Below are 13579 nucleotides of genomic sequence, written 5' to 3'. Positions count from 1 at the left end.
TGCTATGAGTACTCTTTCCGGCGGTCCGTACGCCGACTTCGATGATGCCGGTGCTGACGCTGGTGTCGACCCGGGCGAGCAGGCTGGTCGTCCCGCTCCGCGACTCGGTCCCGATGTCCTGCTGGGGGGGCTGAACCCGCAGCAGCGGGCCGCGGTCGTCCATGCCGGTTCGCCACTGCTCGTGGTCGCGGGCGCGGGATCGGGCAAGACACGGGTCCTCGCGAACCGGATCGCCTATCTGTTGGCCGTGCGCGGGGCCCGCGCTGGCGAGATCCTCGCGATCACGTTCACCAACAAGGCCGCGAACGAGATGAAGGAGCGGGTCACCGCGCTGGTCGGCGTCCGGACGCGGGCGATGTGGGTCAGCACCTTCCATTCCGCCTGCGTGCGTATCCTGCGGTCGGAAGCGGTGCGACTTGGGTTCACCAGCAGTTTCTCAATCTACGATGCGGCCGACGCGCAGCGGCTGCTGGCGTTGGTCGCTCGCGATCTGGACCTTGATCCCAAGCGCTACCCTCCCCGCGCGCTCGCTGTCGGGATCAGCAATCTCAAGAACGAGCTGATCGACTGGGAGACCGCCCGCGACCGGGCGGCGAATCATGTCGAACGGGCCACCGCCGAGGCTTACGGCATTTATCAGCGCCGGCTCGCGGAAGCGAACGCGTTCGATTTTGACGATTTGATCATGGCTGTCGTGAACCTGCTGCAGGCATTCCCGGAGGTCGCCGAGCATTACCGGCGCCGGTTCCGGCACATTCTCATCGACGAGTACCAGGATACCAATCACGCTCAGTACGTGCTCGTACGGGAGCTGGTCGGGCGCGTATCCCCGCTGACCGTGGACGGCGAGCCGGTCCGCCCAGGCGTGGGGGGCCATGGTGTGGAACCGGCCGAGCTTTGTGTGGTCGGTGATGCCGATCAGTCGATTTATGCCTTCCGGGGCGCGAACATCCGCAACATCGTTGAGTTCGAACAGGACTATCCTGACTCGACCGTGGTTCTGCTGGAACAGAACTACCGTTCCACGCAGACGATCCTGCTGGCGGCCAACGCGGTGATCGCCCGTAACGGGCAGCGTAAGCCCAAACGGCTGTGGTCGGACGCGGGCGACGGCGAGAAGATTGTCGGTTATGTCTCCGACAGTGAGCACGATGAGGCCGCGTTTGTCGCCGCCGAGGTCGATCGGCTCACCGACGCCGGCACAGCCAGGCCGGGTGACGTCGCTGTCTTCTACCGGACCAATGCCCAGAGCCGTGTCTTCGAGGAACTGTTCATGCGGGTCGGGCTGCCCTACCGGGTGGTCGGCGGAGTGCGTTTCTACGATCGGCGTGAGGTCCGGGATCTCCTCGCCTATCTGCGGGTGCTGGCCAATCCGGCGGATACGGTGAGTCTGCGGCGTATTCTCAACGTGCCCAAGCGGGGCATCGGCGAGCGTGCCGAGACGATGCTCGCCGTCTTTGCCGAAAAAGAGCGGATTCCGTTCGCTGACGCCCTGCGCCAGGCGGGGGAGATCCCGGGCCTGCCTACCCGTTCCGCGACCGCGGTCCGTGGTTTCGTGGACCTTCTCGCCGAGCTGCGGGCGGTCGGGGAAGCCGGTCCGGTAACGGCGCTGGAGGCGGCCCTGGAACGAACCGGATACCTCGCCGAACTGACCGCGCAGGAAAATATCGAGGCCGCCGGACGGGTGGAGAACCTGCAGGAACTCGTCAGCGTGGCCCGGGAGTTCACCGAACGCTTTCCGCAGGGTTCACTGGCGGACTTTCTGGCACAGGTCTCCCTGGTGGCCGATGCCGACCAGATACCCGACCCCGCTGACGGCGGAGCCGGGGTCGTCACGTTGATGACCCTGCACAGTGCAAAGGGGCTGGAGTTCCCGGTTGTTTTCCTGACCGGGCTGGAGGACGGCATGTTCCCGCATATCCGCACGCTCGGTAGCCCGACCGAGCTTGAGGAGGAACGTCGCCTCGCCTATGTCGGCATCACCCGCGCTCGGGCCCGGCTCTACCTGACCCGGGCGCATGTCCGCAATGCCTGGGGTCAGCCGGCGTACAACCCGCCGTCGCGTTTCCTCAATGAGGTGCCGACAGAGCTGGTTACCTGGCAGGAGAGCACTCGCCCGCCGTCGCCCGTGTCCGCGCCGCGGGTGTCGGGGTGGGGCTCGGCGTCCGCTGGGCCGTCGCCCGCGAGGGCCGGCGGACTACCCGGCCGCCGGCCCTCGCCGGTCCCACGTCCCATTCCCGATCTGACCACGGGCGACCGGGTCAACCACGACACGTTTGGGCTGGGCCAGGTTGTCGCCATGGCGGGATCCGGTGACAATCTGGAAGCGAGTATTGATTTTGGGGATGGAACGGGAACCAAACGGTTGCTCCTGCGTTTCGCACCCGTTGAAAAACTCTGACCGGCTGTGGCGCTGGCGTCGTGTAACGCAGGCGGCTTTTAGAGCGTGTGTGAGATCGGGCTTTCGATCAGTGAGCCGCGTCCAGGCGCCCCCCGGCAAGGCGGCAGGCCGAAGCGACACCGGATGAGTTGTCTCGGTGCGGCCGACAACGCAGCCAGGGGACGCCTGGGCGCGGCGAGCCGGAATGACGATCTCACACACGCTCTTAGCGGCTCCGGCAATAGGACTGGCCGGCTCGCGCCCTATTATCGGAGCGCTCTTAGCGCCTGTAGAGAGCCGTCAGGCACGTATTAGTAGGTCACGCCGTGTTCGGCGAGCCAGGCCAGCGGGTCGATCTTCATCCCGTCCTGGCCGTTGAGCCGGACCTCGAAGTGCAGGTGCGGGCCGGTCGAATAACCGGTTGAGCCTTCCAGGCCGATCTGCTGGCCGGTGGCGACCACCTGGCCGACCCGGACATCGATGCGTGACAGGTGGCCGTAGCAGGTGACAATTTTGTTTTCGTGCATGATTTGTACGAAGTTGCCGTAGCCGGACTCCCATCCCGCATAGATGATTGTGCCGCCGTGGGCGGCGGCGATCCGGGTGCCCAGCGCGGCTCCAAGGTCAATTCCGGGGTGGCCGTTGGCACCGCCAAACCGCTGGGTGAGACGGGCCTCGATAGGCCGCACCCAGCGCAGCGCGTCATCCTGATCGCGTGCGGTCCGCTCGGCCGCATTCCGTCGTTGCACGAGGAGGATGGACAGCTGGGCCAGCGCCTCATCGCGGTCAGCCCGATCAGCCTGGACCCGGAGCCGCATAGCCGCGCCGTCGTTGTCGAGCTGTGCGACCAGGGCCGGGTCACTCAGGCCATCGGTCGCGCTCTCGGCCTGGCCGGAGGCCGAGGCCGCCCCGACGGTCCCAAGTCGGGTGAGAGATGGCGGTTCGGAGTGCGCGATGCCGGTTGTGTTGACCATGGCGATGCCAAGCGTCGACACAACAGCCGAGGCAACTCCGGTGCGACGCAGTTGGGCCAGGGGCACCGTTCGCCGGCCGCGACCGAACGGTATCCCGCGTCTCGCGGGCGCACCGTGCTCACGGTGTCGCGCGGAGCTGCGGGCAGGGGGCTGCGACAACCCGGACTCACGCTCCTGTTGGTCGACAAGGCTCCAGCCACGGCACCGTGCGGCAGGAGGGGGGATCCCGTAAACCGATGAAGACGCTACACCGGCCAAATCATGACTTTGTCGCCACCCCACGCCAAGGGGGCGTAGTGACGGTGAGCGTAACATAGGTCGCTTTTCGCAGCCGCGGGTCCAAGGTGATCGGATCATGTTGGACGGATCCCGGTGCCGGGAGCGGCCGCCAGGATCGGGAACAGGGGCTGGAACAGGCTCCTACCGAGCTTCGGACCGCGCTCCCGCCTTCGGCCGCTGTTCCTCCGGTCGTTCCCTGCCGGCGCTGGGACGTTCCGCGTCACCATCGAGGTGGGCCAGCACGTTCGCAATCTGGTGGACAACGTCAAGATTGAACGGCAGCGAATGATGACCGACACCAGGCAGCCGAACATTGCGGACGCTGAGGTCCGGGTGGTGAAGAAGCGCTGATTCGGTCGGGCGGATCACCGTGTCCAGATCGCCGGAAAACGCCAGGAAGCGCGTCCGGCAGGCTGGTGCGGGCTCGGCCAGTTCCCGGATTACGTCCGAATCTGGGCGTAACTGGCGCAGCAGGGTGTAGGGCACCATTGGCGGGAGCATCCGGGCGAGGCGGGTACCTTCGTGCGGAGTTCCCAGGGTCACCAGTGTGTGGACGCGTTCGTCGCCGCCCAGTTTCTGGACGTAGTAGCGTGCGACAAGGCCGCCGAGCGAATGGGCGACGATGTGTATGCGCCCGTGCCCGGTCTGCTCGCACGTGGTTTCGACCATCTTGGCAAGCCTGCTGGCCGCTGTGGGTATGTCCGAGGTGAACAAGGGCAGGTTCACCGTGGCGACGTGTTCAAAACCGCGCCGGCGCAGTGACCGGTGCAGCCGGGTGAAGATGGACCTGTTGTCGATCAGGCCGTGCACCAGCAGGATCGGCGTGCCTGCGGCTTCTATGTCGCCGATGAGCAGGCCGCGCCTCAGCGGTGACAGCCCCTCGAGGGTGTAGCGCTGGACGGGCTCACGCAGTTTCTCCGAGACGACCCCGACCGGATAAAAGGCGACATGGGTCGCCACCCAGGTGGCTTCCAGGACCATCCCGCGGACCGTCGCGGGCACGTCGAGCAGCCCGCGTGTCACTTTTGCGCCGTGGCGAGCAGTGGTCGCACCGAAGGATCTGGCGATTTTGCCCACCACCGTGTCGCTCCGGCCTAGTTGACGTTTGTCGATTACCCCTTCTCCCGTCCGTGCGTGGATAGCCGTCGGAAGAACCGGCCAACCGGAGCAGTGCGATGATCGAGGGCCGTTGGATCGCGAACCGAGCTGTCGGCTACTCTCGTGGTGACTCTTCGTGTTGCTAGAGGTTCCGCGGATCATCGTCACGCCCACTGTGACCGAGAGTACAAACGGACCTGATAGCTGTCGACTGTTTCTCCGCTGGTCAGCCCGGCCGGCCCGGTCAGCCCGGTCAGCAACGGCGTGCTTCTCCGGACGTGCGCCGCTAGCCTGCTCGGGGTCTCCGGTCGCGGGAGAGGACGATGATCGCGTGGCTGCTGGCCTACTGGATTCCGCGAGCCCGCGACCGCGGCTGAGGAGCTGTGACCGTGCGGCCGGGGGCTGGGCGGCCCACCGAGAGATGCTGTTTCCCAGCACCCTGTTACGGAAGTCGATGTCACGGATCGCAAGGAGGCGGCGTGAGCGGAAACGGTGAGCGGATCCGGGTTGTGGTTGCCAAGCCGGGTCTCGACGGTCATGATCGCGGTGCCAAGGTGATCGCGCGTGCGTTGCGGGACGCGGGCATGGAGGTCGTCTACACCGGCTTGCATCAGACACCCGAGCAGATCGTCGAGACCGCCATCCAGGAGGATGCCGACTGCATCGGTCTCTCGGTGCTCTCAGGCGCGCACATGACCCTGTTCGCGCGCCTGATGGAGCTGCTGCGGGAGCGTGGCGCCGACGACATCGTGGTGACCGGCGGCGGTATTATCCCAGCTGCCGATATCCCCGAGCTGAAGGCGCTCGGGGTGGCCGAGATATTCACTCCGGGTGCGACGACCAGCGAGATCGTCGACTGGATCCGTTCGCGGGTAGCTACGGTGCACGCGCTCTGACTGGTTTGATCATTTTGGATCACGTGCGGATTGGCTCTTGACCGAGTTGTCGGTTTGTTTTAGATCTTCCCTGTACGTACCAGGCGGGCCTGGTCGGTCAGGCGGGCGCCGGTTCTGGCTGAGCTAGCGGGGCAGGGCGGCCTCCCGCTCGGGCCTGTGATTTTTGACCTGACCCGATCAGGCGCTCCCGGTGGCCCGTTCACCCTGGTAGTGGGGATGCAGCTGGACATCGCCGGAGCCGCGCGCGGTGCTGGCTCGGGCGGCGGTCCCGCGGTTGTCGGGATCACGCCAGCCTCGTTGACCCTCTTGCCGGGCGCTCTTAGGATCTTCGTGATGAGGGTCGCCTGCTCGGTGTGATCGCGGTGTCGGCTGCCACAAAGTAGGGCGCCCGGTGGCGGGTACGGGTGATGATGGTGCTGTCCCGGACATGCGTGACCGTCTGTCGCGACAGCCAGCGCGGCTACCGCGACGGGCAACTCAGTAGGCTCGGGATGCTTCTCATCTTCGTGAACTTTCAAACGTTCGATCCTGACCACCGATCTCGTATCCGACTGGACGGACTGTGGATCTTTTCGAATATCAGGCGAAGAAGCTGTTCGCCGATCACGGCGTTCCCGTGCCTTCCGGCAAGGTCGCCACGACCCCCGGCGAGGCGCACGCCATCGCCACCGATCTCGGCGGCCGCGTTGTCGTCAAAGCGCAGGTCAAGACCGGCGGCCGGGGCAAGGCCGGCGGAGTAAAGGTCGCCGACGGTCCGGCTGACGCCACCGCCAAAGCCACCGCCATCCTGGGGATGGATATCAAGGGCCATACCGTCCACTCGGTACTGGTGGAACAGGCGAGTGACATCGCCGAGGAGTACTACGCCTCCTTCTTGCTCGATCGGGCAAACCGGACATTCCTTGCCATGTGCTCCCGCGAAGGTGGGATGGAGATCGAGGAGGTCGCGGCGACCAAGCCCGAAGCCCTCGCCCGCATCCCGATAGATCCGCTGACCGGGGTTGACGCGACCGTTGCCCGCCAGATCGCGGTTGCCGCGAAGCTGCCCGCGGCCGCTCTCGACGGCGCCACCGAACTCCTGGTGAAGCTATGGGATGTCTTCGTCAAGTCCGACGCCACGTTGGTGGAGGTCAATCCGCTGATCCTGACCGCCGATGGCCGTGTGGTGGCCCTGGACGGCAAGGTCAGCCTGGATGAGAACGCCTCCTTCCGCCACCCGGACCACGCGGGCTTCGTCGATGTCGCGGCGGTGGACCCCCTTGAGCGGCGGGCCAAGGAGAAGGACCTCAACTACGTCAAGCTGTCCGGACAGGTCGGGATCATCGGTAACGGTGCCGGCCTGGTCATGTCCACGCTGGACGTCGTCACCTACGCTGGTGAGGAGTTCGGCGGCCAGCGGCCGGCGAACTTCCTCGACATCGGCGGTGGCGCATCCGCGCAGGTGATGGCGGACGGCCTGTCGATCATTCTTTCCGACCCCGCGGTCAAGAGTGTTTTTGTGAACATCTTTGGTGGTATCACCGCCTGCGACGCGGTCGCGAACGGTATCGTGCAGGCCCTCAAGATCGTCGGCGACGTCGCCACGCCGCTGGTCGTGAGGCTGGACGGCAACAACGCGGACGAGGGCCGGCGCATCCTCACCGAGGCGAACCTCGATGCGGTCAGGTCGGTGGACACCATGGACGGTGCGGCGAAGCTCGCCGCCCAGCTCGCCGCGGCCGCGGCCTGAGCGGACGGGAAGAGGCTTCCGACAATGGCAATCTGGCTGGACGAGACGTCCAAGATCCTGGTTCAGGGCATCACCGGTTCCGAGGGACGCAAGCACACCGCCCGGATGCTGCGCGCGGGGTCATCGATCGTCGGCGGTACCAACCCCAAGAAGGCGGGCAGCGAGGTCGAGGGTGTCCCGGTCTTCGCGACCGTGGCCGAGACGATTGAGAAGACCGGCGCGAACGTCTCCGTGGTCTACGTCCCACCAGCGGGGACGAAGGCCGCCGTGATCGAGGCCATCGACGCGGGCATGCCGCTCGTCGTGGTCATCACCGAAGGCGTCCCGGTGCATGACACCACTGACTTCTGGGCGTACGCGCAGGCCAAGGGCAACACGACGCGGATCATTGGCCCGAACTGCCCGGGCATCATCAGCCCCGGCAGGTCGAATGCCGGCATCATTCCGGCGGACATCACCCCGCCCGGCCGTATCGGTCTGGTCAGCAAGAGCGGTACGTTGACCTACCAGATGATGTACGAGCTGCGGGACTTCGGCTTCTCCACCGCGGTCGGTATCGGGGGTGACCCCGTCATCGGCACGACTCACATCGACGCTCTCAACGCGTTCCAGGCCGATGACGGCACCGACGCGATTGTGATGATCGGTGAGATCGGCGGTGACGCCGAGGAGCGTGCCGCCGCGTACATCGAGGCGCACATCACCAAGCCGGTCATCGGCTACGTCGCGGGCTTCACCGCGCCGGAGGGCAAGACGATGGGCCATGCGGGGGCGATCGTCTCCGGATCGTCAGGCACGGCGCAGGCCAAGAAAGAAGCTCTTGAGAAGGCGGGTGTACGGGTGGGCAAGACTCCTTCGGAGACCGCCCGTCTCATGGCTGACGTCATGCGTTCGTTCTGAAATCTTGAAGCATCTCGTAACCGGGTGTGTCCTCGCTGTTTCGGTGGCGGTTCACACCCGGTTACGGTGCTCCACGTCGTGTCAGGTCCATCGGGGGAAATTCTCAGTATCGGACCTGAATCACGGATGGGATCATGACGTCTCGGGACACAGCGGCTACCGTGGCAGGGGTGGCTCCGTCAGGCCACCGTTGATCGTATGAAGTGAGGTCATTCCGTGCCACGTCTCGCCGGTCGTGACGTATCCAATAATGATCTCGGCGTTCTCGTCGCCGGTGCCGTCTTGCTCATCGTCTCGTTATTCAACTGGTTTTCGTTCGGCAGGCTCGCGGAGAACGCGTGGGGAGTGGGCTTTTTCGCCTATAGCGGCGTGGAGCTGGGGCTGCTCGCGACCGGGCTGGTGGCGCTGCGTGCCTTCGCCCGTGTCCAGCTGCCGGCAGTGGGTGCGGACTGGATTCTGGTCATTGCCGGGACGGCGGCGCTCGGCACAATTATGATCTTTCTTAAAGTGCTGTTGGGGTTTGGGAACAGCCACCGTGCCGCTGGGCTGTGGCTGGGGCTCATCGCGTCCGCCGCGATCACGGCCTTCGCGGTTCTCAGCGTGTTGGCGAGCGGGTACACGCTGCCCGGGCAGGGCGGCCGTGGCCGGGCGCGGTTCCCGCCCGCGCCAGGTACCCGATACGACTCCTCGGGCCGCCCCTTGCCGGGCGGGTATGGCGAACCAGGCACCTACGGGCAGCCTCCGCAGAGCGGCTACGGACAACCTGGTCCGCATGGCCACCCGCCTTACGGCCAGCCACCCTCCTACGGCCAGCCGCCTTACGGCCAGCAGCCACCCTACGGCCAGCCGCCCTACGGTCAGCGAGACCAGTAGACAGGCCGCTCGCGGTAGCCTTCCGGGCGGGGCGCCGGTGGTCGGTTCCGGTGGTCGAGTGGGGCTGGCCGCCCGTGCGGCGGCTGTTCAGGGCGTGCCGCTGTTCATGGGCGTGCAGCGTGCGCACGCACCTCACCGGCTTGAGGCGGGTGGGTTTTTGAGCACTTCGTCGAAGCGTTGTTGGCAGACCGCGGGGTCCTGGCTCGTGTCCCTCCGACAGTCCTGATACCGGCGCAGGTCATCGCCATGCCGCTCGTAGAAGGTCCAGGTGCCGCCGACAAGAAGCAGCGCGATGAGAGTGGAGAGCACGCCCAGCGCCAGTCCAGCTGTTGCGACACCGCCGCCCGCACCGCCCATCCGCCGCGCGCGGGAACGACCGAACATGCCAACGACCACAGCGGCGATTCCGGCCAGGCCGCCGATGCCGATCCAACAGGTCGCGACACCGAGCAGGCCCAGTGCCAGGGCCAGACCGCCAAAGTTGTTCCGGGATCCGCCCGGATGATCAACATGCGTATGCCGATACTCGGTAGGCCGCGAGTCGTCGCTGGGGGCGGCGCCCGGCCGTGGTTCCTTCGGCACTACCATGGCAGGCCCTCCCAGCTGCGGCAACGGGCATCATAACGGGTCACGGCGCCCGCGGGTATGCGTGCTCATCCGTCCCCCCACCGGTGCGGCACCCCGCCAGCGGGGGAGTTTTCGCGGCGCGAGCCGGCCAGGGCTCATAGCGTCAGGAAATGTCCGACCTGCTCGCTAATGTACGAACATCTGTTCGTCTATGGGGAGGTCGCCATGGCTGTCAGCGTCGCTGGGCTGCGGGCTGAGTCGGGGCGCCTGCGGGCACTCGGCTGGTCCTATCGGCGCATCGCCCTGGAGTGGCAGCATCGCTATCGCCTGAACGCGCGGGTCGCCTTCCGGCTCGCGCACGGCTGGACGCAGGAGGAGGCAGCCTGCCGATGGAACGCACGGTGGTCCGGGGAAGGTCTCCCGAAGACGGGAAAATCCTTCTCCTACTGGGAGGTCTGGCCCGGTCGAGGTGGGCGGGCGCCGTCGACCCAGACGCTCGTGCGGCTCGCCGAGCTGTATCTCTGCCGGCCCGGCGACCTTCTTGACGGGGAGGATTTCGGCCGTCTCGACACTGGTTGTGACGATGCTGTGGGCGAGCCGGCTCGCGAGCCCGGTTCCGCGGGCTACCGCGTTGAACGGGAGGATCCGTGTCCGGAGCCGGAGATACCGACGATGAGGGGGGCGACCGAAGCCGTCCTGTGACCGGGCGGCTGGTTGATGCGCGCGGGCCGGTAGACCTCAGTACAGTCGGAACGGTCATACGTCCACCGGCGAGCCACCGCCGACCTGTCGTACCGGAGAGTTCCGTGCCCGCACGACTGGTTGTTCTCGCCTCCGGGGTGGGTACCACCTTGCAGGCTGTACTGGACGCGTGCAGAGATCCAGATTTCGGCGCGGAAGTTGTTGCCGTGGGCGCGGACCGCTACGGCACCGGAGCACAGGACCGGGCGGCGGCGGCCGGCGTCCCGTCGTTCGTCGTCCGCCTGGAGGACGCGCTGGACAGAGCGGCTTTCAACGCGGCCACCGCGGCGAGGATCTCCCTATACGCTCCGGATCTGTTGGTGCTCGCTGGTTACATGAAAATTCTGGACAAACAGGTGATCGCCCGATTTCGGACGATCAACACGCATCCGTCTCTGTTGCCCGCGTTCCCGGGAGCGCACGCCGTCGCCGACGCGCTTGCGTACGGCGTCAAGGTCAGCGGAGTGACGGTCCACTGGGTGGATGAGGGCGTCGACACCGGGCAGATCCTTGCGCAGGCGGTCGTAGCGGTGGAGGAGTCCGACACTGAGGAAACTCTGCGTACCCGTATCCAGGCGGTGGAACGTGTCCTGTACGTGGCGACAATCGGCCGGATCATCCGGTCGGAGGAGGGGACATGACGTCCACACAGGATCAGCAGGCCTCCACCGCCGGTGACTCGACGGCTGGGGCACGGGCCTTCCCGCACACCGGCCCGGCACCATCAGCCGGCGGGGCGCTGGTCACCACCGGCCGGCGTCCCATCCACCGTGTTCTGGTCAGCGTCTACGACAAGGCCGGCCTGCCGGACCTCGCGGACGCGTTCATCGATGCCGGGGTGGAGGTCGTCTCCACCGGATCCACCGCACAGGTGCTCGCTCGCCATGGCCTGGCTGTGACGCCCGTAAGCACCCTCACCGGTTTCCCCGAGGTTCTCGGCGGACGGGTCAAGACACTGCATCCACGCGTGCATGCCGGCCTCCTCGCTGATCTGCGCGACGTCGAGCACGCCAAGACGCTCGCGGAACTCGACATTGAGCCGTTCGACCTCGTTGTGTCGAACCTCTATCCGTTCCGGGAAACGGTCGCGGGCGGCGCGTCCGAGGACGAGGCGATCGAACAGATCGATATCGGCGGGCCGGCGATGATTCGCGCCGCGGCGAAGAACCATCACTCCGTGGCCGTGGTCGTCTCCCCGGCGGACTATCCGGAGCTGATCGCCGCGATCCGGGCTGGTGGTTTCGAGCTCGCGGCGCGGCGCCGGCTTGCCGCCCGCGCCTTCGCGCACACCGCCGCGTACGACGTCGCGGTCGCGTCGTGGTTCGCCGGCGTTCTGGCGCCCGATGAGATCGCCCGGGAGTCGGGCTGGCCGGACACGGTAGCGGCGCTCTGGCGGCGGGCGGAGGTCCTGCGCTACGGCGAGAACCCCCACCAGCGGGCCGCGCTGTATGTGGCGGATGACGGCGGGCCCGGGCTCGCGGGTGCCCGGCAACTGCACGGCAAGCCGATGTCGTTCAACAACTACACCGACGCGGAGGCGGCCCGGCGCGCCGCGGGTGATTTCCACGAGCCATGCGTGGCCATCGTCAAGCACGCGAACCCATGCGGCCTGGCCATCGGCAGCGACGTTGCCGATGCTCATCGCAAGGCGCACGCATGTGATCCGGTGTCCGCTTTCGGCGGGGTTATCGCGACGAACCGGCCCGTCAGCGTCGCCCTGGCCGAACAGATCGCGGAGATATTCACCGAAGTCGTTGTGGCGCCTGGCTATGCCGAAGGCGCCGAGGAGATCCTTTCCCGCAAGCCCTCGATCCGGCTGCTGGAGTGCCCGCTGCCGATGGATCCGCACGGGGTCGAAATGCGGCAGATCTCCGGTGGGCTGTTGCTGCAGTCCCGTGACGTGCTGGACACGGCTGGCGACGGGTCGTCGGGGTGGACGCTGAAGGCTGGCGCGCCTGCCGATGAGGCAACACTAAATGATCTTGTTTTTGCCTGGAAGGCAGCCCGTTCCGTCAAGTCGAACGCGATTCTGATCGCCCTGGGCGGCGCAACGATCGGCGTGGGTATGGGGCAGGTGAACCGGGTCGATGCCGCGATGCTCGCGGTGAGCCGTGGCGGTGACAGGGTGAAGGGAGCTGTGGCCGCGAGTGACGCCTATTTCCCCTTCCCGGACGGTTTGCAGGTGCTCATCAACGCCGGTGTCCGCGCGGTTGTCGAACCGGGTGGATCCGTGCGTGACGAGCAGGTAATAGCCGCCGCGCGGGAAGCGGGGATAACGCTCTACTTCACCGGCGTCCGCCACTTCGCGCACTGACGTCATCCGGGCGTTATTCAGGCGTTATTCAGGCGTTATTCGGATGATCGTTGTTCATCTGGAGCACCTGGCAACAGAGGTGCGGATCAAGGAGCGGGCTGGGGCGTGTGCCCCAGCTCCGCGACGCCGCGTCCCCCTGTTGCCGGTCGCTCTAATGTCGGCGTCCGAAGCCCGTGAAGCCCGGCCACACCGTGGTGATGGAGCTGCTGTGTGCCTGTTCGTTGGCGCCGTCCGGGTCAGCTGTGACTGGCCGGACGACACCAACGTTTCACAAGATGGAGGTGGACTCCGCCGCTGCCACGCTTCGTCGCGCGCTCGCCGTGGTGCCGTTCGACGCCGTGGTGCCGTTCGACGACGTGGTGCCGTTCGACGACGTGGTGCCGTTCGACGACGTGGTGCCATTCGATGACATGCTGCCGTTCGATGACGCCAGGATGGAACCACCGGGTGCGTCGTCGTTGGGTACGTAACGCTGCGCAACCCAGTCCAGTGCATCCCGCCAGCTGGCGCCATACAGGACCGAGATCCTGTCTGCCGTCTGCCGTGCGAGAGCCTGGACGAACACCCGGTCGTCGCTGTCGAGATGTCGGGCATCTCCGAAGGTCTCCCAAGCCCGGAACATCAGCTCCTGCAGTTTCTTGCTGTGTGGCGTTTCGTCTGCCACGGCCCGCTCCCTCCCACTCCGGGGACTTGCGGCGGAAGTCTGCCCTAGTTGCACACGGTGTCCGCGCCCGGGGGGTCCGTACGATTGTGAATCCGGTGCGGCGATCGTGAGGTTGAGGATGCCTGGTGGGGTTTCTACGCTGTGCGTAGGCCACTTCCGCGCCC

At 66.4% G+C, this 13579-nt stretch carries 12 protein-coding genes; 9 read left to right on the top strand and 3 right to left on the bottom strand.

Features of this window, described 5'->3' with window-relative positions; translation table 11 throughout:
• The first annotated feature begins 4 nt into the window (after positions 1–4).
• The gene (gene pcrA / locus MJ785_RS03865; RefSeq protein ID WP_239310865.1) at positions 5–2401 is read left to right on the top strand and encodes a DNA helicase PcrA; all 2397 of its coding nucleotides are present in this window, start codon (positions 5–7) and stop codon (positions 2399–2401) included.
• A gap of 290 nt (positions 2402–2691) precedes the next feature.
• On the opposite strand, the gene MJ785_RS03860 is transcribed toward pcrA, so the two are convergent.
• Together MJ785_RS03860 and MJ785_RS03855 are read right to left on the bottom strand one after the other, a co-directional pair.
• Positions 2692–3375: a M23 family metallopeptidase gene (locus MJ785_RS03860; RefSeq protein WP_239310864.1), complete on the bottom strand. Its 684-nt coding sequence runs from the start codon at positions 3373–3375 to the stop codon at positions 2692–2694.
• A gap of 399 nt (positions 3376–3774) precedes the next feature.
• Positions 3775–4656 carry a triacylglycerol lipase gene (locus tag MJ785_RS03855; RefSeq protein ID WP_239377003.1) on the bottom strand — a complete coding sequence of 294 codons (882 nt, stop codon included), beginning with the start codon at positions 4654–4656 and terminating at the stop codon, positions 3775–3777.
• A gap of 554 nt (positions 4657–5210) precedes the next feature.
• Between MJ785_RS03855 and MJ785_RS03850 the strand changes: the two genes are divergently transcribed.
• The 4 genes from MJ785_RS03850 (at position 5211) to MJ785_RS03835 (ending at position 9129) form a co-directional block, all read left to right on the top strand.
• Positions 5211–5627, top strand: coding sequence for a cobalamin B12-binding domain-containing protein (locus tag MJ785_RS03850; protein ID WP_239308615.1), 417 nt, complete (start codon positions 5211–5213; stop codon positions 5625–5627).
• A 562-nt stretch (positions 5628–6189) separates the two neighbouring features.
• Complete coding sequence (sucC, locus tag MJ785_RS03845; protein ID WP_239308616.1) at positions 6190–7356, top strand: ADP-forming succinate--CoA ligase subunit beta; 1167 nt, start codon at positions 6190–6192, stop codon at positions 7354–7356.
• 24 nt (positions 7357–7380) lie between these two features.
• The gene (gene sucD / locus MJ785_RS03840; RefSeq protein WP_239308617.1) at positions 7381–8256 is read left to right on the top strand and encodes a succinate--CoA ligase subunit alpha; all 876 of its coding nucleotides are present in this window, start codon (positions 7381–7383) and stop codon (positions 8254–8256) included.
• 216 nt (positions 8257–8472) lie between these two features.
• Positions 8473–9129, top strand: coding sequence for a hypothetical protein (locus tag MJ785_RS03835; RefSeq protein WP_239308618.1), 657 nt, complete (start codon positions 8473–8475; stop codon positions 9127–9129).
• A 132-nt stretch (positions 9130–9261) separates the two neighbouring features.
• On the opposite strand, the gene MJ785_RS03830 is transcribed toward MJ785_RS03835, so the two are convergent.
• On the bottom strand, positions 9262–9717 hold the full coding sequence (locus MJ785_RS03830; RefSeq protein ID WP_239308619.1) for a hypothetical protein: 456 nt from the start codon (positions 9715–9717) through the stop codon (positions 9262–9264).
• A 204-nt stretch (positions 9718–9921) separates the two neighbouring features.
• On the opposite strand from MJ785_RS03830, the gene MJ785_RS03825 reads away from it, so the two are divergent.
• From MJ785_RS03825 to MJ785_RS03810, 4 genes are all read left to right on the top strand, one after another.
• Entirely contained in the window at positions 9922–10398 is a 477-nt protein-coding gene (locus MJ785_RS03825) for a helix-turn-helix domain-containing protein (protein WP_239308620.1), read from the top strand.
• 104 nt (positions 10399–10502) lie between these two features.
• Positions 10503–11078, top strand: a complete 576-nt coding sequence (purN, locus tag MJ785_RS03820) for a phosphoribosylglycinamide formyltransferase (protein WP_239308621.1) — start codon at positions 10503–10505, stop codon at positions 11076–11078.
• Positions 11075–12751 carry a bifunctional phosphoribosylaminoimidazolecarboxamide formyltransferase/IMP cyclohydrolase gene (gene purH / locus MJ785_RS03815; protein ID WP_239308622.1) on the top strand — a complete coding sequence of 559 codons (1677 nt, stop codon included), beginning with the start codon at positions 11075–11077 and terminating at the stop codon, positions 12749–12751. Before purN ends, purH begins: the two co-directional genes overlap by 4 nt.
• A gap of 281 nt (positions 12752–13032) precedes the next feature.
• The gene (locus MJ785_RS03810; protein ID WP_239380047.1) at positions 13033–13221 is read left to right on the top strand and encodes a hypothetical protein; all 189 of its coding nucleotides are present in this window, start codon (positions 13033–13035) and stop codon (positions 13219–13221) included.
• Positions 13222–13579 lie beyond the last annotated feature (358 nt).

The sequence above is a fragment of the Protofrankia sp. CiT1 genome, assembly GCF_917627335.1.
GTDB lineage: Bacteria > Actinomycetota > Actinomycetes > Frankiales > Frankiaceae > Protofrankia.
Note: the sequence above shows the minus strand (reverse complement) of the source record. Positions and strands in the feature narration are given on the sequence as shown.